This window comes from Paenibacillus tundrae (assembly GCF_030812775.1).
Taxonomy (GTDB): Bacteria; Bacillota; Bacilli; order Paenibacillales; family Paenibacillaceae; genus Paenibacillus; species Paenibacillus tundrae_A.
The window spans coordinates 115,244-136,954 of the sequence record NZ_JAUSTI010000008.1; the positions used below are offsets into that span (position 1 = coordinate 115,244).

The following is a 21,711-nucleotide window of genomic DNA, read 5'->3' on the forward strand; positions in this document are numbered from 1 at the left end:
TTCTCTCTTTCTTTCTTTCAGAATGCTCCAAGTTGATCTCCTTACATGCCCGTACCCTTCACATATTACAGAAAGGACTCAACTAACCTTCCGCTTATATTGCAGGCCGATCAGGATTCAGCCGATATAAGCGAGATGGGCGATGTCCTGCACTGCCTGCATATTCCCCTGTCTCTACGACCCGATCCGCGATCTTACGGCGAAAAGCAGCCGCCAACAGCTTTTTGCCACCGATAATTTCGTATACTTTCTGTAATGCCGTTAGTGTAAACGTGTCGGGCATGAGATTAAATGCAATATCTGTATACTCCACTTTCGAGCGCAGACGCTCCAGGGCATACAAAATAATCTTGGCATGATCAAAGGCAATCCCCTGCGCTTCCATCACCCGTATGCTATTGCTCCGTACTCGCCCTGCTATCGATTCCTTGGTTTCGATCACAGCCGATAATTCCTCAGTTCCATTCGTCAAAATCAACTGTATCCGTCGCTCAGTTATTCGCCCATGCTTGTGAATATGGCGCTTCTCCTCCACCAGTCGCTGCTCCATCCGGAACCAGTCCGCTTCGCTCGCATCATCACCAGCTTCCAGCTCTAGCTCACTGCTATCCACTAATGCCATATAGGAACAACTGATGACACGTGTACGTGGATCACGGTGGACATCTCCCCAGGTGTATAGCTGTTCCAAATAGATGTTGTCTAATCCAGTCTCTGTGGATAGCTCCCTGCGCGCAGCTTCTTCCAGAGACTCATCCATGGATACGAACCCTCCCGGGAGTGCCCACTGCCCCAGATAGGGATGCCCTCCTCTTCGAATCATCAAGAGCTGAAGTGCAGGCTCCGCAAGTTTACGATAATTGGACTGTGTCTCATTGCGAATCGTAAATACAAGCATATCGACGGTGACCGAAGGACGCTCGTAATCCCCCACGTTATAGGTGGCTAGAAACTGTTGCTCACTCATTTGATCATGCTTTTGGTCATCACTTCTTGAACCGTCCACCAGAAGAACCCCCATGTACTTTATTGAAAAAAACCACTTCGATTTGTTATTAACATTTTGTTATTAACAATAAGATAATATCAATTTAACATATCGATCTCGCTCGAGTCAATATTTGCCATGCTTACGCACTGAACCTAAATAAGTAGTAAAATCCCTTGACCTTATGTCAAATCAAACTTATCATTTAGTTAGTCAACTAATTAAATATTCGTGTTCAAAAACAGGCTTTTTGAACGACCTCTAAAAGGATGGTAACGTATGAATCCAGCACGTAATGAACGGCTAATGGGACAGCTATCCGAACTCGTCAAGCTTCAGCGTTATAAAATTCATGAGAGGCTTGTTAACCACCCCGAGCTGTATCCTGGTCAGCCTCCTCTTCTATTTCAGTTGGAACGGGAAGACGGACAGACACAGAAACATCTAGCTGAACAGCTTCGGCGCACACCGGCTACGGTAACCGTGATGCTGAAGAGAATGGAAACATCGGGCTATGTAAGACGGGAACCCGATCCGAATGACCAGCGGAGTCTGCGGGTGTATCTCACGGAACTGGGGCGCACTGCACTACATGACTTAAGGGAGGTATTTCAGGAGCTGGAGGAACAGGCTCAGAAAGGCTTCACCCCCGAAGAATCACAGATGATGTCCGTACTCGCGCAGCGTATGGTGCAGAATTTGCGCGATACCTAATGTAGGACTACAGGTAATACAGCATGAAATGCAATATGAGATGAGGTGATTTTCCGATTGTGGTCATTAAAACGATTTCTAACTCCTTATAAATCAGCCGCTATCCTCGCCCCGCTGCTCATGGTGCTTGAGGTCGCCATGGATCTACTTCAGCCCAAGCTAATGTCAAGCATCGTTGATGATGGGGTGCTTGCAGGAGACCTGTCCCACATTATACGGACAGGATTATTTATGCTTTTATTTGCGCTGATCGGCTGGGTTGGAGGAGCGGGTTGTACGTTATTTTCCAGTAAGGCTGCGGTCGGATATGGTACTGATCTGCGCCAGGAGTTGTTTGATCATATTCAGACCTTCTCCTTCCGCAATCTGGATACGTTCCGTGAGGGCTCTCTAATCACTCGGCTCACGAGTGATATTACTCAGATGCAGACCTTTGTACAGATGCTTCTACGGATGTTTATCCGCTCACCGATGCTGATCATTGGAAGTGTCATTATGGCTTTTACCATTAGTGTCAAGCTGGCGCTCATTCTGATCTTGACGATGCCGGTTCTATTTATTCTGCTTTATGTACTCATCCGAGCCTCGTATCCACTGTTCGCAAGTGTTCAGGATAAACTGGATAAGGTTAATGCTGTCCTGCAGGAAAATCTTGCTGGCATTCGTGTCGTCAAAGCATTTGCCCGTGCGAACCTGGAGCGTTCACGTTTCAAGCAATCCAATCAAGATTATACCGAAACAGCGGTGAAGGCATGGCGCATTGTAACATTGAACGCTCCTGTTCTGAGCCTCATGCTGAATGCAACGATCGTAGCGGTATTATGGTTTGGTGGCTATCAGGTGGTCGGAGGTAGCATCGCTGCCGGGGATCTCATTGCTTTTATTAACTATGTAACGGTTGTACTCTCATCACTTACCTCGATCGGAATGATGATGATGAGCTTCTCGCGTGCTAAGGTATCTGCTGCTCGGATTAACGAGGTACTCCATACGCAGCCGGATATTCAGTCTGGAAGATCTATTGTGGGTGAAGGCACAACATTAAGCGATATGAATCGCCGTAGTTCCGGACAGGTGGAATTCAGAGACGTTTCCTTCCGGTATGACGGAGAACCCGCGTTGAATGGAATTACCTTTATAGCTAAACCTGGGGAAAAAGTAGCTTTACTCGGCTCTACCGGCTCAGGCAAAACCTCACTGGTACAGTTAATCCCTCGATTGTATGATGCCTCACAGGGCGAGGTTCTCGTCAATGGAATGAACGTAAAACAATGGGATCTGCATGATCTTCGCAGCCGCGTCTCCATTGTCTTACAGGAATCCATCCTGTTTAGTGGCAGCATTCGGGACAATATCGGTTATGGCAAACCGAGTGCAACAGAGGAAGAGATTCAGCGTGCCGCGCAAGCAGCGGCTGCACATGAATTTATTATGAACCTGAAGGATGGTTATGACACCGAGCTAGGACAACGAGGCGTCAACCTCTCGGGTGGTCAGAAACAGCGGATTTCTATTGCACGTGCGCTTCTCATGCAACCGGAGGTTCTCATTCTCGATGACAGCACAAGCGCTGTAGATCTTCGAACTGAAGCGAGCATACAGAAGGCATTACACACGTTGATGAAAGACAGTACCACGATATTAATTGCCCAACGGATCTCTTCTGTACAGGATGCTGATTGTATCTATGTACTTGAAGAAGGACGCATTGTAGCTAGCGGCACACATGATCAACTCATGGCACATTCGCCGCTCTACCAGTCGATCTATGATTCACAACAGCGGAAGGAGGATGTTCAATTTGGCTAAACCTATATCGTCCTCCAGTCCATCAACTGCCTTGCCTCCAATCGGTGGCAGAATGGGACCACCAGGCAGAGGGCCAGTACCCAAGGTTCGCGCGAACAATGCAAAACACGCCATTCTCCGGGTTTGGTCTTATATGGGACAACATCGAGCAGGCGTCATTGCTGCACTGGTCTTGACCGCCCTTGGCACGTTGTTAAATCTTGCTGGTCCTTACCTGCTCGGCCGAGCGGTGAACGAACATATTGTCCCCAGAATAACGGAGGGGCTTCTGAAGGAATGCCTTTTGTTACTGGCCGTGTATGTTCTGGGCTCCCTCATGATGTGGGCTCAATCCTTTGTTATGATTGGTGTGTCTCAGCTTACGGTGAAGGATCTACGCCAAGACCTCTTCTCTCGGCTTCAGCAGCTTCCAATCAGCTTTTTTGATAAAAATCAGAGCGGCGATCTCATGAGTCGTGCCACCAATGATATTGATAATGTATCCACCACACTGAACCAAAGTGTGACCCAATTGATGTCGAGTGCCATTCTGCTCGTCGGCTCATTATCCATCATGCTTGCCCTCGATGTGCGGCTCACCCTTCTAAGCTTAGTTACTGTGCCGTTAATTACGATCGCCACACGGCTGATTGCTTCCAAAACGCGAAAGCATTTTACGGCACAGCAAAAGTTACTCGGTGAACTGAATGGTTATGCGCAAGAGACGATTGCCGGGCAAAAGGTCGTTACTGCCTATAATCGTCAAGGTGAGGCTCATAAACATTTTGTCGGACTGAATGAGAAGCTACGTGTATCCAGTACGCAGGCTCAGAGTGTTTCCGGATTAGTTGGCCCTACCATGAACGTGATGAACAATATCGGCTTCGCTATTCTGGCTGCTGTTGGAGGCTGGATGGCGTATCATAATCTGACGTCCATCGGTCTGATTGTAAGCTTCCTTGCTTATTCCCGTCAGATTGAACGCCCGATTAATGATCTGGCGAACCAGTACAATTTAATCCAAGCTGCGATCGCTGGTGCCGAGCGTGTGTTTCATATTATTGATACACCAAGCGAGTACGTGGAGGAGCAGAAAAAACAACTGGATCAGATTCGGGGCAAAGTTGTATTCGAACATGTATCCTTTGGATATACACCCGAAAGACCTATCCTCAAAGATGTCAGCTTTACCGCACAGCCAGGTGAGATGATTGCACTGGTTGGCCCAACGGGTGCAGGTAAAACAACGATTATTAATCTGCTACCCCGCTTCTACGACATTACGGGTGGGCGGATTACAATCGATGATTGTGATATTGCCGAATTGGAGAAAGATCCTCTGCGGCGTGAGCTTGGCATTGTGCTGCAAGATGCTTACCTATTCTCAGGCACCATCCGGGACAATATTGCTTATGGTAAACCGGATGCAACAATAGAGCAGATTCGGCAGGCGGCCGAGCTTGCCAATGCACACTCATTCATTCGTAAGTTGCCGCAAGGGTACGATACACCAATCATTGCTGGTGGCAGCAACTTAAGCCAAGGTCAACGTCAATTATTAACCATCGCTAGAGCGATCTTGGCAGATCCAGCTATTCTCATTCTTGATGAAGCAACGAGTAGTATAGACACACGGACGGAAATGCATATTCAACAAGCGATGCGGACGCTGATGAAAGGTCGAACGAGCTTCGTCATCGCTCATAGGCTCAGTACAATTCGTGAAGCAGACCAGATTCTTGTCATTGACGCAGGAGAAATCACGGAGCGAGGTAACCATGAGACGCTGATGAAGAAGCAAGGCTTCTACTATCAGTTACATCAGGGACATCTCAGCTAATAGAGGTTGTTCAAAAAGTCCGCTTTTGATTACGAAGGATGCGCGAGCGGCATCTCAGCATCAAATATGGATTCAGCCGAAATAAGTGAATGCTTACGAAGCTTGTTTCCTTCGGAAACAATGTAGTTGCTCACGTAGTTTTGCCTACGCTCCGCTACTCCATTTCTATCCTCATCCCATCTTCTTGGTACTGAAAACCGACCTTTTTGAACATGCGCTTATAGTGACTTTACCTCTTGAAACACAACAGCAAACACGCCTTGCGTCCTTCCTCGAAGGATTTACGGCGTGTTTGTAGCTTCAAGCAACGAGCGGAAAATATAATGTAAACGTTGAACCGCTTCCCTCTATACTTTTTACAATGATTTTCCCTTGATGATCCTGCACAATTTTCTGACATAAAGCTAAACCTAGCCCCGTTCCTTCTTCCTTCGTTGTATAGAATGGATTAAATATTTTGGAGATTGTCTGTGCTGGAATACCGCTCCCTGTATCCGTAATCGAGATGAGCGCTCTATCTCCATCATGTAGAAGATCGATATGTACCTCTCCCGGATCAGTCATAGCCTCAAAAGCATTACGTATCAGGTTAATCAGCACCTGTACGATTTTGTCCCGATCCATGTTCACAACCACAGGTTGCTCCGTCATCTCAAGCGTGATTCGATGTCCGCGCGATACAGCATCTGATTCCGTTAGTGACATCACCCGCTCCAAACAATGAGCCAGCTGTTCTGGTTTCATATGATTCGCCTGAGGTTTAGAAAATTGCAAAAATTCAGCAGTGAGCTCCGTTACCCGGGTTACCTCTCCCATAATTACCTCATACCATGGAGCAATATTAAAAGCTTGTCCTTTAGATAGCTGTAAGAAACCACGAATAGCTGTCAGTGGGTTACGAATCTCATGTGCCATGCCCGCAGCCAGTTCACCGACAGACCTCAGCCTTTCAGAACGAAACGTCTCTTCTTCATTTTTGAGCCATTTGCTACGCTGTTGCCGGAGCAGACGATCCTCTGCGATTGTCATTAATTGCTGGTGTGACGATGCTTCTGCAGGGTAGGTTGACGCACTATATACCACTTGCAAACCTTGTAGCTTCTCGGATAATAACGATACCATTCGTTCATCCACATCATGGATTTCTGGATAAATAATCGCGAATCGATCACCTGCATAACGTGATATGCCGTGGGCATCTGCAAAGCGTTCCCGTATGCGATTTCCTGTATCCTTGATCACTGTACACCAATTCGCTTCGACTTCCTGGTTAAAGCCATTGAAATTTTGTATGCTCAGCAAAATCAACGTAAAGGAACGACGTTCCTCCACGACTTGTTTGATTACTCCCAAATAGCCTTCGTAATTCAGGAGCCCCGTTAATGGATCATGCAGGGTCAGGAATTGATTTTTCTCCCGAAGTCGACGCTTCTCAGCATCACTATTAATTAAGGTATGGTACAAAAAGATGATAACAACCGCTGTAATCATATCAAACAGAGATACCAACAATGTATAAGCATCAATCGGCACATACGAGAGCCGAATAGCGGTATATTGTAACATGAGAAATATTGAAATGGGCAGTGTCTGTGTTACACGCTGTTTATTCTGAATCAGGGACATAATGAGCATATAATACAGCATATTGCACCAATTCAGCTCTGTTAAATAATGAAATACCCCGAGGAAGATCCAATGTACCTTGCGCAGAACAGGATAACGCCTCTCAGCTAGGATACTCGCTACAAACAACACACCTGCACCTATGGCTAGTATCAAATAGGAGGTACGTTCCAGCATGTGAGAAGATACGATTATCAACAGACTTCCCAGTGGAAAAATGATCATTTTCATCGTGTAACTTAGCAAACAGCCTCGCCCCCTTTGGCCTATTACACTTATCCTTATCCATATCGAATGAACTAGACATTTGCATAAGAACGAGTAGTGAACATAGTGAACAATCCTATTCGCATATATTATATCGATTGTGGCGAGCTGATGTTGTCGATTAATGGAGGTACTCCTAAATTCAACATGATTCTATTTTATTTCCCCAACTGACCGTAAGCTTAATATGTTATAATACATTAATGGGTTAATTTGGATTAATTACAAATGAGGTGGTTCTATATGGAACAACGACGCAAACCAATAGGTATGGGTACACTGGCTCTGCTTGTGCTAGCTATGGGGTTCGCCTTTAATATCCAATGGGGTAAAGAGCAATTCCAATTCAGCCATTATCTATTCGATTATTTGAACTGGCCAATCTATACTAATGGTAGTCAGGGATTCCATCTTCCCTTTATTGCAGCGATCGTCTTCTGGGTAGCGACTGTAATCATTGCACGTAAGTTTCAAATGAATTATGGTGCAAAATTAGCCTACAGAATCGGTTCATTTATGCTCATAGCCAGCGTATTGTTCTTCCCCCTGTACGGAGTAATCTGGTTGATATTCGGTAGATAAAGGAATTAAAGAGCCAGCCCCTATGATCCTCAGGAGCTGGCTTCTATGGTGATTATGATTTATTTTTTAGCCATATACTTACGAATATCAAATGCAACGGCTGCCACGATGATTAGACCTTTAATTATCAACTGCCAGTATGGACTTATACCAATGAAGGTCAAGCCATAGTTAATGACCCCGAAGATCAACACACCCGCCATCACTCCAGGTACTGTCCCGATTCCTCCGGCCGTAGACACCCCACCAACAACACATGCAGCAATCGCATCAAGCTCATACATATTACCGTAATTGTTCGTTGCTCCGCCCGTACGTGCTGCTTCCAGTACACCACCCAGACCATACAGCGCACCCGCAATAGCATATAATACGACCAGGTTACGTGCGACATGAATACCAGATACATGTGCTGCCTGAATGTTGCCGCCAATCGCATACATATTTTTCCCAAGGCGTGTCTTGTTGAAGACAACCCAGCAGATGAGTGCAACAAAAATTGCAATTAATACGATATAAGGAATCGAATACCCACCGCCGAGATCAATGTATCCTGAACCAATGACGGTGAAATCTGGTCTCAGACCACCGATCGGTTGAGATTGGTTAGGCTCGGTGTCAAAATAGATCGAGTTCAATCCATAGACCGCAACCATTGTGCCTAGTGTCGCAATAAACGGAGGAACATGCAATTTGGCCACAATGATTCCATTGACTAGACCAACAGCTAACCCAGCTACAATGCCAACAAAAATCGGTACCGCTACCCACAGTTGCACAAGATCGGGAAAGAAGCGATTGGCATATTCGTCTATCTGCAACATCGAGGCCGAGACAACAGCCGTTAGACCTACAACGCGACCAGCGGACAGATCGACACCGCCAGTGATCAGTATAAAAGCAGCTCCAAGTGCGATGATCGCTCGCGTAGAGGATTGCTGTAAGATATCCCGCAAAGTAGAGAATGCAAGGAAATTCGGATCAGCTATCGCGATGCCAATGACCAGTAGAATGAGTACGATGAAGATTGCGCGCTGCGCTACATATTGCTTCACCTGATTGACGACCTGCGTGTTCATGTGTTCCCCTCCTGACTAGGCCATCCGCTGCTGCGCGGCCAGTCGCATAATATCCTGCTCCGTTGCTTCAGCTCCGTCTACAATCCCCGTTAGCCGCCCCTCACTCATGACCATGATGCGATCCGACATCCCCAGTAATTCAGGCATCTCTGAGCTGATCATAATGATGCTTTTGCCCTGACGAGCCAGGTCCATAATAATCGTGTATATCTCGAATTTGGCACCTACGTCGATGCCACGAGTAGGTTCATCCAAGAGCAAAATTTCAGGATCGGTCAGAAGCCAGCGGGCAAGCAGTACTTTTTGCTGATTACCACCCGAAAGGTTTCGAATCAGCGTGTTAACTGAAGGCGTCTTGGTTCTGAACTTCTCTGTCTGCTCACGAGCTACCTCTCGTCCTTTGGCTTCATCCAGCAATCCAATCCGGTTTCGGTACCGGCTAAGGCTAGCAATAACCGTATTTTCATACACAGATAACACAGGGAATATTCCAGTCACCCTTCGTTCCTCGGTCAGCAGTGCAATATGGTGACGTTTAGCTGCTGCAGGTGAGTTGATTTTTACTTTACGTCCATGAATGGAGATCGTACCTGAGCGAAGTGCACGGAGTCCGAATAAAGACTCGATCAGCTCCGTTCGTTGTGCCCCCACAAGTCCACCAACACCGAGTACTTCCCCTTTTCTTAGCTCAAACGATACATCTTGGAAAGAGTTCGGCTGGCTAGACGTTAGTGCTTCTGCCTTCAAAATAACATCTCCAGGTACATTCGTTCGTTCAGGGAAGCGTTCACTCAGATCTCGCCCCACCATACGGGTGATGATCAGGTCTGTCGTAAGATCCTCTGCATTCCAAGTTCCAACGACGAACCCGTCACGCATAATCGTGACTTCATCGGATATGGTCAGAATCTCCTCCATTTTGTGGGAAATGTAGATGATCGATACACCGCGGCTGCGAAGTTCATTAATAATTGAGAAGAGCTGCTCCACTTCCTTGCCCGTCAAGGAGGATGTCGGTTCATCCATGACAATCACTTTCGAATGAAAAGAAACCGCCTTGGCAATTTCCATGGATTGAATTTTCGATACGGATAGCGTTCCTGCATTCACCTTCGGATCAATGTCTAGATTCAGATCCTCGAATAACGTCAATGTATCGCTATACATCTGTTTCTCATTAACGAATAATCCACTCATAGGAAATCGTCCTAGCCAGATATTCTCCATAACCGGCCGATGGGGTACTGGATTCAATTCCTGATGAATCATCGAGATACCGTGCTGTAGTGCTGCCTTGGAGCTTGGAATCTCAACCTCCTTTCCCTCTATTCGGATGCGCCCTTCATCTGGACGGTACATGCCAAATAAACATTTCATCAAGGTGGACTTACCTGCCCCATTTTCGCCCATAAGAGCATGAACTGTTCCCGGTTTCACGTTCAAGGTGACCTGACTTAGTGCCTGCACACCCGGAAATGCCTTGGATATTCCCTCCATCTCCAATAGGTAAGGTGATTCCATCCTTCATCTCCCCTTCCTTATGCCGTCAAAAAGGACGCCCTCACCGTTCGGGCGGACGTCCCTGTGTCTGCGGTTGTTTATTGGGCGTCGGCAATGTTGTCTTTCGTAATTTTTTTGTAGGCAATCCAGACGTACTTCCCATCTGTGATGTCATAGCCGGTGTTATCCTTCGTAGGTGTTTCTCCCTTCGCCAAAACCGAGGCTAACGCAACCGTCGCAGCACCCTGATTTTTGGCATCATTCAGCACTGTTCCCAGCATCGTGCCATCTTGAAGCGCCTGAATGGCTGGTGCTGTAGCATCCACACCGACAACCGGCATCGTTTTGCCGTCCTTGAAATATCCAGCCGCCTTTAGCGCTTCAATGGCTCCAAGCGCCATATCATCGTTATTGGCTAATACTGCTTCGATTTTGTCTCCATGGGAAGCAAGGAATGCCTGCATTTTCTCCTGTCCCTTGACCCGATCCCACATTGCCGTATCCTCTGCTAAGGCTTCCACTTCAATGCCAGCATCTTGAATCGCCTGCACGGAATATTTGGTTCGAAGCTCCGCATCTTGGTGACCAGGCTCTCCTTTCAGCATGACGTATTGCAATTTGCCATCTCCGTTTTTGTCTGCCTCCGGATGAGCCTTCCAGTAGTCCACAATGAGTTGACCCGAGATTGTACCTGATTCCTCAGCCTTTGCGCCTACGTAGTACACTTTATCCCACTTGTTCATATCCTCCGCAACGGGTTCCCGGTTCAGGAACACCACTGGAATGCTGGCTGCTTTGGCTTTGTCGATAATAACGCCCGCTGCAGTTCGATCCACCGGGTTAACCGCCATGGCATTATACTTTTTGGATACAAACAGATCGACTTTCTCGTTCTGGGTTGGCTGTGCATTCTGACTATCGACAATATCCAGTGTCGCCTTCCCCTCAGCAGCAGATGTCATTGAGTTCCGTACTCCGGTCATGAAGGTATCATCGAATTTGTAGATCGCCACCCCAATCTTAGGGGTATCCGTAGCCGATGTCGATTGACCACCCGTGTCTGTTCCTGTACTTCCACCCGCACTGTCTCCACCGCTGCTACAGCCCGCCGCAGCAACCATACAAGCTGTTAACAGCAATGTCATCCAAGTCTTTTTCATATCCTAATGACCTCCCCCAAGTTCATTCGGCTTCACCGATGTCTTTATTATGAAAGGGTTTACAATAAATTCGAATACAATATCTTCATCTGTTTTATCGAAATCTTCCTCAGTTCGAGGAACGATTTATTTACACAGTCCACTCCCATGACAGAATAACCTTCCAATCGCTGTTCTCTCCAGATAACCACCTCATTGTACAAAAGGGAACAGCAGCTTCTGATTATCCATCCAGAACATATTATCTGTGCTCACCAGCTTGGTTTCCAATGTCACCCTAGGCTCTACATGGCTACTGTTCAGGCGTGCAACTGCCTGATTCACACCTAGATATCCTGCGCTGAATCCATTCTGCACGATCAATTGCTGGATAACGCCTTCTTGCAGCTGTTCCAGTTGTTGCTGCTCACTGCCGAATCCAACAAGCTTGATGCTCCCACTGCTCTGACGACGCTTCAGTTCGTCAGCTGCCCCAAGAGAGGCCGATTCCTGAAGTGTAATGATGCCGTCCACCCGGCTCTGATCCATTAACTGCTTGGTCGCTTGCCAGCAGACCTCCCGATTACTGCACACCGAATAAGGGACCATTTTCAGGTCAGGATATTCGCCCAGTGCTTCCTTGACACCCTGCTCGCGGTGAACCAAACCTGGATTCATAAGGTCTGGCCCCAGTAAAGCCACCCTCCCCTTGGTTCCAAGCAGATCTGCCATAGCATGCCCCGCCTTTCGCCCAGCCTCCAGGTTATCCATGGAGATGACACTGGTGATGCCTTTCACAGGAAACTCATCATTTAACACAATGACAGGTGCAATGTTCCCTGCTGGGCTTTTCGTTTGAGCCAGGTGTAGGATGTTACTCAGCGTCTCCTCACTAAGCGGATCAACCAATAGAGCTGTTGCTCCCTGTTGCAGTGCCTGAGCAGCCGCATCCACCTGAGCCTGTTCACGTTCAAGCTGAGGGAGATTAATCCATTGTGGATCTCTTTCATTTTTTCTTAAAAGGAGTCCTGTTCCTAATCCATCTCGTGTGCGAGAAACAGATTCGGTACCGAAAGCTTCCACCGAAACCAAGTCAGCTCCTTGTTCTTTGGCGGCAGCTTCTGCACCTAGCTGAATGGCTTCAGCCAGTTCACCCGTTCCTGCTGGCGTAATTAATGCGATACGATGCGAAGTGCCAGCCGAAGGCTCTCCTGCAATACTACAAGCCATACATAACAGTAGGACACAGCATGTGATTGCCAGCCCCACACTACGGAATATCGGGATAGAGACAGCCCCTTTGGACTTGATTGAGTTGTTCATTCTAACGCTCCCCCTCCCTTAGTTCACGCTTGTACTGAATCGGAATACGTATCCATACCGTCGTACCTTCCTCCAGTTCACTCGCAAACTCCAGACCGTAAGCATCCCCATAATAGAGCTGAATTCGGTCATGCACATTGCGAACAGCCACACCTGAACCTGCTCCGCTTTTTACGATTACATTGCCGTTTAACAAACTCGCTACCTGTTCTTCCGTCATACCTACTCCGTTGTCCATAATGCGCAACACCAGATTGGTTTCCTCTTGGTACACCCGGATCTCAATCTGCCCCTCATCCATGTCATACTCAATGCCGTGCACAATTGCATTCTCAATTAAAGGCTGTAATACCAGCTTCAGCGTCAGGCATTCCAATATCTCCTCATCCGCTTCCATGTTGAATCTGAATTTGTGCTTGAAGCGCATCTGCTGGATCGTCAAATAATGATGAGCATGCTCCAGCTCCTCACGAACCGTGATAATCGTTTTGCCCTGGCTGAGACTAATGCGAAACAAACGCGAAAGTGAAGTGATCATCGTAACGACTTCTTCATTACGGCTCATGCCCACCATACGTACAACTGAATTCAATGTGTTGTATAGGAAATGAGGATTAATCTGCGCCTGCAATGCCTCCAGCTCATACCGTCGCTTCTGCTCCTGCTCATGAATAATTTCATTCATCAATGCGCGGATTTTGTTGACCATGAGATTAAATCGCCGTGATAAGCGCTCGACCTCAAGTGGCCCTTCGATGGGAAGCTCCACGCTGAAGTCCCCCCGCTCTACCGCCTTCATTTTCCGTTCCATTCGGCGGATTGGACGAGTCAGGCTGGAAGACAGAATTAGCGACACGATAATTGCTAGCACGAGTACAACGATAAGCACCCTTATTAAATAGCCGTTCACTTCTTGACGGGTGGTTAACATCTCATCCAGATAAGCGACACCAACGATTTTCCAACCAATATTGGCAACGGACTTCACCGTATTCAGCCGTTTCTGTCCTTCTGACTCGTCCTCATAACTACCTGTGGCGACCAATGCCTGTTCAATATTTTCACGCTTGAGTCCCATATACATGAGTTGTTGCTGCGGATGATACACGATATTGCCAGCACTCTCGTCAATGATGTAGACATATCCACGTTGACCGAGACTTACCCGGCGGCTTAGCTCATCCATTTGTTTAAAATTAATGTCCACGAGCAAAATCACTTGCCGATCTTGACCATCCTGCCTTACGGTAATTCCTTTGCTCATAGATACAACCCATTTGTAGGGACCATCATACATATTTTGAATATGAGGCAATGAGAAACTAAGGTGATCCGGCACCCGCAATGCGGATTGAAACCACCCCTGCTGTGTGACATGCGCACTTGGTTTTAGCCGGGCAGAAGGTCTGTTTTTGAGTAAATGTCCTTGCTCATCAAGCAATGTAATCGAGATAATATCCTCTCTACTGCTCAGCAGTGTATCAAGCTGCTTATCCACTTGGTCACCTTCCCACGTTCCGTCCCGAAGCATATGCTCCTCAATCGCCCGATACAAGTGGGACATACTACGCACATAATCCTCCAGACTGTAGCTGACCTGATCTACAATTTGCCTAGTTGTCAGCTCTGCACTCCGCTCTGCAGCTTGAGAGAATTTGTCATGCAGGAGCATCACCATAATCGTGAGCACAAGAACAATAAAGACAGAAAATGACCATGTGATGATAAACCGGATACTGCTGACTTTAGATGAACGGAGTCGATTCTTACACCAGCCCGCCAGCCCGCTAATCCATCTGGTGAAGACGCTCATTGCGACGATCTCTCCCGAATCTGAAGTACCTTCTGTTTGCGATATTCTTTGGGCGAGATCCCTGTATGCTTTTTAAAACAAAAGCTGAAATAATTAGGTTCAGCAAATCCAACCCGCTCCGCAATCTGGAATGCCTTCAGTTCGGAGCTGCGCAGCAGTTCCTTAGCCGCTTCCATACGAATCTGCATCACATATTGAAGAAACGTAAGCTGTACTTCCTTTTTGAAAATACCGCAAAAATAACCTGAGCTAATGTGCAGATGCCCACACACCTTTTGAATCGACAGTTCCGGATCCGCGTAATGCTCTTTGGTATAGGCTAAAGCCTGTTCGACAATATCTTTGTACACATGCTGCCGTCCACTCGCAATACGCTGCTGCACAAGTATACAGACTTCCTTAACTTTGCCTTGCGCCTCAGTTAACCCCGGCAGTCGGAACATATCCGCATACAGCTGAAAGCCTGCTCCGAAGATGTCCTCCATCGCCTCCCCTGATGCCTGTGCCGCCTTCCAGACTGCAGTCAGCACCTCAATTAAGTACAATTGGATATCACTTCGCCCATGCTCCACCGTAATTTCCCGGAAAATGATCTCCAATGCCTCGATCAGTTCGGTTTCGGTTCCTGTCTTGAGGCAGCGTGTCAATCTCTGCTGTTTCAACTCATCAAAGCGCAGCTTACCCGCCGCCTGACGTTCCACATCGGCAATATATATCAATGAATCCGTGCCAGGTACAAGCCGATAATCCAGCGCAAGCAGTGCATCTTCATAAGCATGTTTTACTTCGGTAACGGTGTTCACCAGCGCACCTGAGCCAACCGTGGCGGGGATGCGCAGATAGTGGTTTATGTTGCGCAGTACATTTTGAAGTGCCACTTGTTGTCGCTTCTCTCCGTCCACTCCACCCCAACGATCCACATAGAGCAACACGACCGTGTCCTGATGTCTAAATGCATGACCCGCTTCATGCTCTGTCCATATTTCTTCCGCAATATTTAGTGCAGCGAACTGCTTCAATTCTGCATCACTCGATTCCCCCCAAGACTTCGCCGCACCCCTGCGATCTCCGTCCATATGGAGTGTGAGTACAGACACACCGTATCTCTGCCCATCGAAGTTCAAACCATACTGTTTCGCTTTTCCATGAATATAGGCAGGTGACTTTTGACGATGAAGCAAGGTTGCCAACAGATCTGCTTGCAGTAGAGGTAAGCTTGTATAATAATGCTCTCGTAGATGCTGCACATCCTCACGTTCAGCCACCTCAGCAGCCATTTGTGCACGCAGCCGAGTTAACAGCTCCATAAGATGGCCTGCCGAGAAAGGCTTTAGCAAATATTCATCTACACTGATGGAGACCGCTTGTCTGGCATAATCGAATTCATCATATCCGGTCAAAATAACGACTTTCACCAACGGATTACGCTCCCGTAACCTTCGTGCAAGCTCAAGTCCATCCATGAATGGCATGCTGATATCCGTGATCACAATATCTGGTTCAACCCGTTCAGCCATCTCTAATGCTTCTCGTCCATTCTCTGCCAAACCGACAATACGCAGGTCGAGTGCTTCCCAATCCACTTCGACCACTAACCCTTCGCGTACATCCTCTTCATCATCCACCAGCAATACCCGGTACACAGCGGATTCCTCCTTTTATTAAGCCGGTCATCTGCCCAAGCAATAATGTATATGTCGCAATACATCAAGGTTGCCATCATAATATACAATAATAATCTGTATATGTAATCGCTTTCTTTTGTGAAGCAGGAGACAGAAGGAGCTTGGAGATTCTATTCGTTGATCAGCAAACAAACGAATAGAAAAACAACCAAATATTTGATTATAATATCAAACATGGTATAATGGTATTAATCGATTATTTCGAACACTTATGACGAAGATCGGTTAAAATTATATTTTGTGGAGGAATTACATGCAAACAGGTACAGTTAAATGGTTCAATGCGGAAAAAGGATTTGGTTTTATTGAAACAGAAGATGGAACAGACGTATTCGTTCATTTCAGCGCAATTCAAGCTGACGGTTACAAATCATTGGATGAAGGGCAACGCGTTCAATTCGAAGTAACTCAAGGTAATCGTGGACCACAAGCTGAGAACGTTACTAAACTTTAATTATAATCAAGCTGCCTTGTACAAGGCAGCTTTTGTTTATTCACCTGATCGTGAAGTTGCCTGAGCAAAACACGTATCATATATGGAACACCATACAACTTATAAGGTAATACCCACCTTAAGAAACGAGGTTTTTATCCTAACTAACCAACCTAAATCGAAAGATGATTCAATCGTATTTTCAACTGTAGATGACATTCTCCATTTCTATGCTGACAAGCAACCTGCACAGCATCCAATGAAAGAACATTTGCCCGCCCTGCCTACTTCTTCTTCCACATCTGCACACCCAACACAACTACCTAATCGCTAAAATGGGCTCGATGAGAAAAAGACCCTGATTCGCTTGAAGCGATCAGGGTCTTTTTCATCTACGATCTAATAACCTAACTATTTCATAGTCACCTGCACTAGATCTTGAATGGACTCAAAGATGTCTGAAGCTCTGTTGATATATCCGACAGCACAGCTGCGGATGATTTAATCTGCTCCACAGACTGAAGCTGTTCCTGAACAGAACCAGCTGCCTGTTGTGAGTTGGCGCTTGCTGTATGCGCATGACGCGCAATCTCATGAACGGATGCCACAACCTGCTCTACGCCTGCGGACATCTCTTCACTTGTAGCAGCCATCTCTTCAATCTCTGAGGCAATCTGTTCATTCGTATCTCGAATCTGACTGAAATTCAGCTCAGTCTCTCGCGTCAAGCGAATGCCTTCCTGCACTTCATCTTTGACCTTGGATAGAGCTGTGATGGAGAGCAGCATATCTTGTTCCATACCTTGTACCAATTCATCAATCTTTTCCGAAGAGTCTCCGGCCTGTTCTGCAAGCTTACGTACTTCGGAGGACACGACAGCAAAACCTCTGCCATGCTCCCCAGCTCTAGCTGCTTCAATGGAAGCATTAAGCGCGAGTAGGTTTGTTTGCCTAGCGACCTCATGAATCGTAGAAGCCATCTGACTAATCTGAGCTGACTTCGCTTCCAACATACGCATGATCTCATCTGTTGTCTGAACTGAAGTGTGGATAGCTGACATCTGCTCCACCGTCATCTGAACAGTCTCGCCACCATTCTCAGCCTGCTTGCGTGAATATATTGCCGACTCTGAGACACTTGAAGCTTTGTCCGCCATCCGCTGAACACCTACAGCTACTTCTTCCATCGCTTGCAGATTTTCTTCCGTACTGATCATCTGGCTCTCTGCACCACGCGCTACCTGTTCCACGGAAGACGATATTTGTTCAGACTCGCTCGTTGTTCGCTCAGCAATAGTCAATAATTGACCGGTCGAATGCTCGGCTTTCTCTGCTGCCTGTAGTCCGCCTTGAATGATCAGCTTCAAGCTGCTTCGCATCTCGTTATAACCGGTGCTGAGTTGACCAATCTCATCCTGCACATGATCCTCAATCGACTGTGTGAAATCGCCTGTTCCAGCCAGCTTGATCGCTGTGGATACTCGCCCAATTCGCATTCTGACTCGACGTACGTACCATATGATGACAGTGATCGCGATCAGCATCGCAACAATACAGACAATGGCGAAGGTCTTTAGGAATGAAGAAATAATGACATCAATTAAGGATTGTGAGGCACCCACATAAAGTATGCCAATAATCTCTCTCGCTTGGTTATGGATTGGTTCATACGCTGTCTGATAGGTTTGTCCTACGACAACAGCTTCACCATAATACCGTTCCCCTTGCTGTAGAACAGCTTGAGCGACCTGTTCCGATACCTTCGTGCCCACTGCACGCTCGCCATCCACCATCACGTTGGTGGCAACCCGCTCATCTCCTCTAAAGATGGTAACGGTATCTCCCGAAGCCTCACCAAGCTCATCTACGAGATCAAAGTTGCCCTCCATCGTTACTTCACCCTTGAACAATTGTCCATCCTTGATCGCCCATTCACCCGGATACTTGTATGTAATGATATGATTCGCCATCTGCAAATCCCGTTTTGCCTTTTCCGTAGCAAATGTCGTAATTCCCTGCCTCATTTCCATGATTACGCTAACTGCCACGGCGGAGGAAAAAAGAATAAAAATGCCGATCACAATCAAACTAATTTTAGTACCAATACTCATGCTTCGCATGTACGTACGCCACCCATTTCCCTAAGTAATTGTTAATGCATTACGATGTGAAAAGCTTGAATTCGACTTATCACATATAGAGTTATCGGCAGAAATAATAACAATGTGTATAATATTTCAGTGATATATATCACAAAAATCGCTCAATAAAATCAAATCGCTTACTCATTCTCCGTAAATGTGTAAAAAAAACCTCTAACAAGGGAATTACCCTCCCTAAAAAGCAGGTCATAAGTCCTTTTTCAATCCGTCAAAGAACATATTTCCCCACTCATTGAATGCAAAAAAGGACCCGATGAAATCATCGAATCCTCCAAGCTTTTATGTCTGAAACCGTGGAATCAAACTAAAATTTCTGTCGAGTATCACGTCTAATCATTGACTCGTGATCTTAACGGTTGCCGTTGATTGATCCCAATCCACCTTCAACCCCAAAGCTTCAGAGATAAAGCGCACGGGTACAAGGGTACGACTGTTCTTGATGATGGCCGGGCTGTCAATTTCCACTGATGTACCATTGACCGTTGCTGTGCTGCTGCCAATCTTCAAGACAAATGTCTGATCATTCAATACTGCGGTTACTGTCTTCGCTGTTGGGTTCCAGGTCACCTCTGCTCCTACCGCTTCAAAGATTGCGTTCACAGGTATCATCACTTGTCCGCTAACTTCAAGCGGTTCCTGGCCAGGGAATGTAACCATCTGCCCATCCACCGTAACCGAAATCGCCGCTGGATCCGTTGTTTCGTTCGACGTCGTATTATCCGGTTGTTCATCCGTCTCTGGTAAAGGTGTCACCTCCCGTCCGAGCTGTTCTTGCAAGTTCGCTAGACGGTTAAGTGCAAACGTAGTGATCGATCCAGATGCCATGGAGCTCATGCCCTGACCTCCACCAAAGTTACCACCAGGTCTTGTTGAGTTGTCACCTGTATTCGCTGTGGGGTCGGTTGTGCCATCACCAGCTGCTGTGCCGCTAGGTCGTGTAGGCGGTGTGGTGCCATCGGGCGGAGTCATCCCCTCCATTCCTTCTGGCGGCGTCATGCCTTCCATCCCTTCAGGTGGAGTCATGCCTTCAAAACCCTCTGGCGGGGTCTTTCCACCACCCATACCACTTCCCGTATCACCATTGGCTGAATACACAATATTGGATTCAAATTGTTCTGTCGTATAGAACTTTGTTGGATCTGCATCCACATAAGAGCGAATCTTAGCTGAAAGTTCTGTGATTCGATCTTGAATGCCTTCCAAATAGTCTGTTAACTCGTTAACGTAGGTCAGATATTTCCCCTTGTACTCCGGAACGGCAAGTAAATTATTGATCATCGGTACACTTTCCATGCTAATGCCGAGCACAGGTTCATCTATGGATACATTAGTTGCGTTAGTATTCGTTGTGGTTGAGCCAGTTGTCGCTGTCCCGCGACCTCCACCACCAGCCGAATATCCATTAAAGGACATATTGAAGTCCCAAGGCACAACCGTAAATTTGCCATTAGCATCGCTATAAAGCATATAGTTATGTCCCTTGTCTCCGTTATAGCTGTCATAGTTACCTAGTACGGTATTTCCTGCAATATATTGAAGGGCAGAATCAACGTCCAGCACACTCTCGATATCACCTTTTTCACCTTCCGGCATCTCATTCAGGGCTTGAATGAAATTTTTGAGTTTTGTTTTGTCTTTATCGGAGCCCAAGTCCTTGGAGAGTGTGCTATATTCGCCATCTTCCTCATACTGAAGGTAGCTCTTCTCCTCGGTATCGTAAAGGACGCCGTCTTCATAATCTTCCCCATAGTTACGCTCCAGATAGCTGTCATCTACAGCCTCAACACCCGTGTAGAAACCAACCAGTTCACCGTTAACGTAGAGGTTGACATAGTTTGTCATCGGCACATCCATGCCAATGCTGCGCAATGCTTCATAATGGAGAATCTCACGCATATACGATGGATCGGTGTAGTTGTTGTTCAGCACCATTTTATCTAGACCAAGCAAGGTTTGTGTCTTGTCATACTTGTCGAATTTCAATCTGAAGCTGTAACGGTCGGAATCCTCCATTGAAGCTACTGATCTTAATGTCATATTGCCTTTCGTCGAGAACCCTACGTTATCCAGCTTATTGCCATCCACTTCCACGCTAACCTGTTTGTAATCCTTATCCATCGGGCTCTCAAGCATACTTTGCCAATCTGCGTCGTTAATCGTAATCTTCACATCAATAATATTATCCGTTTGAAACAAAGACTCGTAGGCTTGGGTCACGCCTGTACTTGAAGCTGTAGCTGTAGCTCTATTCTCAGCGGCGTATGCCTGTTGACCTCCGATCCATGCAAATGATGACGTAACCATCGTCACAGATAAGGCTGTCACTGCAACTTTCCGTAATAACTGATTCAAATGTGATTCCTCCTTCTTGAGTCTCTGTTAAGCGACTGCGGCTTATGAAACCATCGTAGAGGACGAACCTTTAGTGAATCTTAAATGTTGAAACGGAAGCAAAATTAAATAGTATGTATACCGATGAATTTTTCATGGTCATACAAGAAAAAAGATGAAAAAAACGCAAAATATTACCTAAGAACCAGTTCTTAAGAACTAATCAAACGCCAAAATCTAACAAAAATATGGCTATATTACGATATATCACAGGTATAGAACTTATATGGGGGTCCTGCGCATGACATGAATGATACACAAGAGAACGGATCTGCAGCAATTAGATACAAGCAAAGCATCAAAGAAACAAACCGAAGAAATTTAGGTTAAAAATTAACTTCCTTTAATAATGACCTGAACTTACATACGTAACATTTCGTC

General features: G+C 46.5%; 15 protein-coding genes. 5 read left to right on the forward strand and 10 right to left on the reverse strand.

Annotation, left to right across the window (positions count from 1 at the left end):
* Positions 1–94: 94 nt before the first annotated feature.
* A complete protein-coding gene (locus tag J2T19_RS15735; protein WP_307217658.1) occupies positions 95–967 on the reverse strand; it encodes an NUDIX hydrolase in 873 nt (290 codons plus the stop codon).
* A 300-nt stretch (positions 968–1,267) separates the two neighbouring features.
* Between J2T19_RS15735 and J2T19_RS15740 the strand changes: the two genes are divergently transcribed.
* The 3 genes from J2T19_RS15740 to J2T19_RS15750 are packed head-to-tail and all read left to right on the forward strand — an operon-like array spanning position 1,268 to position 5,330.
* Complete coding sequence (locus J2T19_RS15740; RefSeq protein ID WP_307217320.1) at positions 1,268–1,702, forward strand: MarR family winged helix-turn-helix transcriptional regulator; 435 nt, start codon at positions 1,268–1,270, stop codon at positions 1,700–1,702.
* A 57-nt stretch (positions 1,703–1,759) separates the two neighbouring features.
* Positions 1,760–3,511 (forward strand): ABC transporter ATP-binding protein, encoded by a 1,752-nt coding sequence (locus J2T19_RS15745; protein ID WP_307217322.1) that lies wholly within the window; start codon positions 1,760–1,762, stop codon positions 3,509–3,511.
* Positions 3,504–5,330, forward strand: coding sequence for an ABC transporter ATP-binding protein (locus J2T19_RS15750; RefSeq protein WP_370874889.1), 1,827 nt, complete (start codon positions 3,504–3,506; stop codon positions 5,328–5,330). Before J2T19_RS15745 ends, J2T19_RS15750 begins: the two co-directional genes overlap by 8 nt.
* Positions 5,331–5,630: 300 nt before the next feature.
* Here the strand turns inward: J2T19_RS15750 and J2T19_RS15755 are convergent, their stop codons facing one another.
* Complete coding sequence (locus tag J2T19_RS15755; protein WP_307217324.1) at positions 5,631–7,187, reverse strand: ATP-binding protein; 1,557 nt, start codon at positions 7,185–7,187, stop codon at positions 5,631–5,633.
* A gap of 279 nt (positions 7,188–7,466) precedes the next feature.
* Here J2T19_RS15755 and J2T19_RS15760 point away from each other — a divergent pair, with 279 nt between their 5' ends.
* Positions 7,467–7,805 carry a hypothetical protein gene (locus J2T19_RS15760; protein WP_307217326.1) on the forward strand — a complete coding sequence of 113 codons (339 nt, stop codon included), beginning with the start codon at positions 7,467–7,469 and terminating at the stop codon, positions 7,803–7,805.
* 59 nt (positions 7,806–7,864) lie between these two features.
* Here J2T19_RS15760 and mglC read toward each other — a convergent pair whose 3' ends face one another.
* The 6 genes from mglC to J2T19_RS15790 all read right to left on the reverse strand — a co-directional run bounded on the left by mglC (position 7,865) and on the right by J2T19_RS15790 (position 16,302).
* Positions 7,865–8,884 (reverse strand): galactose/methyl galactoside ABC transporter permease MglC, encoded by a 1,020-nt coding sequence (gene mglC, locus J2T19_RS15765; protein ID WP_307217328.1) that lies wholly within the window; start codon positions 8,882–8,884, stop codon positions 7,865–7,867.
* 15 nt (positions 8,885–8,899) lie between these two features.
* Complete coding sequence (locus J2T19_RS15770; RefSeq protein ID WP_307217330.1) at positions 8,900–10,405, reverse strand: sugar ABC transporter ATP-binding protein; 1,506 nt, start codon at positions 10,403–10,405, stop codon at positions 8,900–8,902.
* 77 nt (positions 10,406–10,482) lie between these two features.
* The gene (locus J2T19_RS15775; RefSeq protein WP_307217332.1) at positions 10,483–11,544 is read right to left on the reverse strand and encodes a galactose ABC transporter substrate-binding protein; all 1,062 of its coding nucleotides are present in this window, start codon (positions 11,542–11,544) and stop codon (positions 10,483–10,485) included.
* A gap of 192 nt (positions 11,545–11,736) precedes the next feature.
* Positions 11,737–12,846, reverse strand: coding sequence for a substrate-binding domain-containing protein (locus J2T19_RS15780; RefSeq protein WP_307217334.1), 1,110 nt, complete (start codon positions 12,844–12,846; stop codon positions 11,737–11,739).
* Position 12,847: 1 nt separating this feature from the next.
* Positions 12,848–14,659: a cache domain-containing sensor histidine kinase gene (locus J2T19_RS15785; RefSeq protein ID WP_307217336.1), complete on the reverse strand. Its 1,812-nt coding sequence runs from the start codon at positions 14,657–14,659 to the stop codon at positions 12,848–12,850.
* Positions 14,656–16,302, reverse strand: a complete 1,647-nt coding sequence (locus tag J2T19_RS15790; RefSeq protein WP_307217338.1) for a response regulator transcription factor — start codon at positions 16,300–16,302, stop codon at positions 14,656–14,658. The genes J2T19_RS15785 and J2T19_RS15790 overlap by 4 nt, the downstream gene beginning before the upstream one ends.
* A gap of 295 nt (positions 16,303–16,597) precedes the next feature.
* On the opposite strand from J2T19_RS15790, the gene J2T19_RS15795 reads away from it, so the two are divergent.
* Positions 16,598–16,798 carry a cold-shock protein gene (locus J2T19_RS15795; protein ID WP_056694522.1) on the forward strand — a complete coding sequence of 67 codons (201 nt, stop codon included), beginning with the start codon at positions 16,598–16,600 and terminating at the stop codon, positions 16,796–16,798.
* 410 nt (positions 16,799–17,208) lie between these two features.
* Here J2T19_RS15795 and J2T19_RS15800 read toward each other — a convergent pair whose 3' ends face one another.
* On the reverse strand, positions 17,209–18,897 hold the full coding sequence (locus J2T19_RS15800) for a methyl-accepting chemotaxis protein (RefSeq protein WP_307217341.1): 1,689 nt from the start codon (positions 18,895–18,897) through the stop codon (positions 17,209–17,211).
* 375 nt (positions 18,898–19,272) lie between these two features.
* Positions 19,273–21,291 (reverse strand): CotH kinase family protein, encoded by a 2,019-nt coding sequence (locus J2T19_RS15805; protein ID WP_307217343.1) that lies wholly within the window; start codon positions 21,289–21,291, stop codon positions 19,273–19,275.
* Positions 21,292–21,711: the final 420 nt, after the last annotated feature.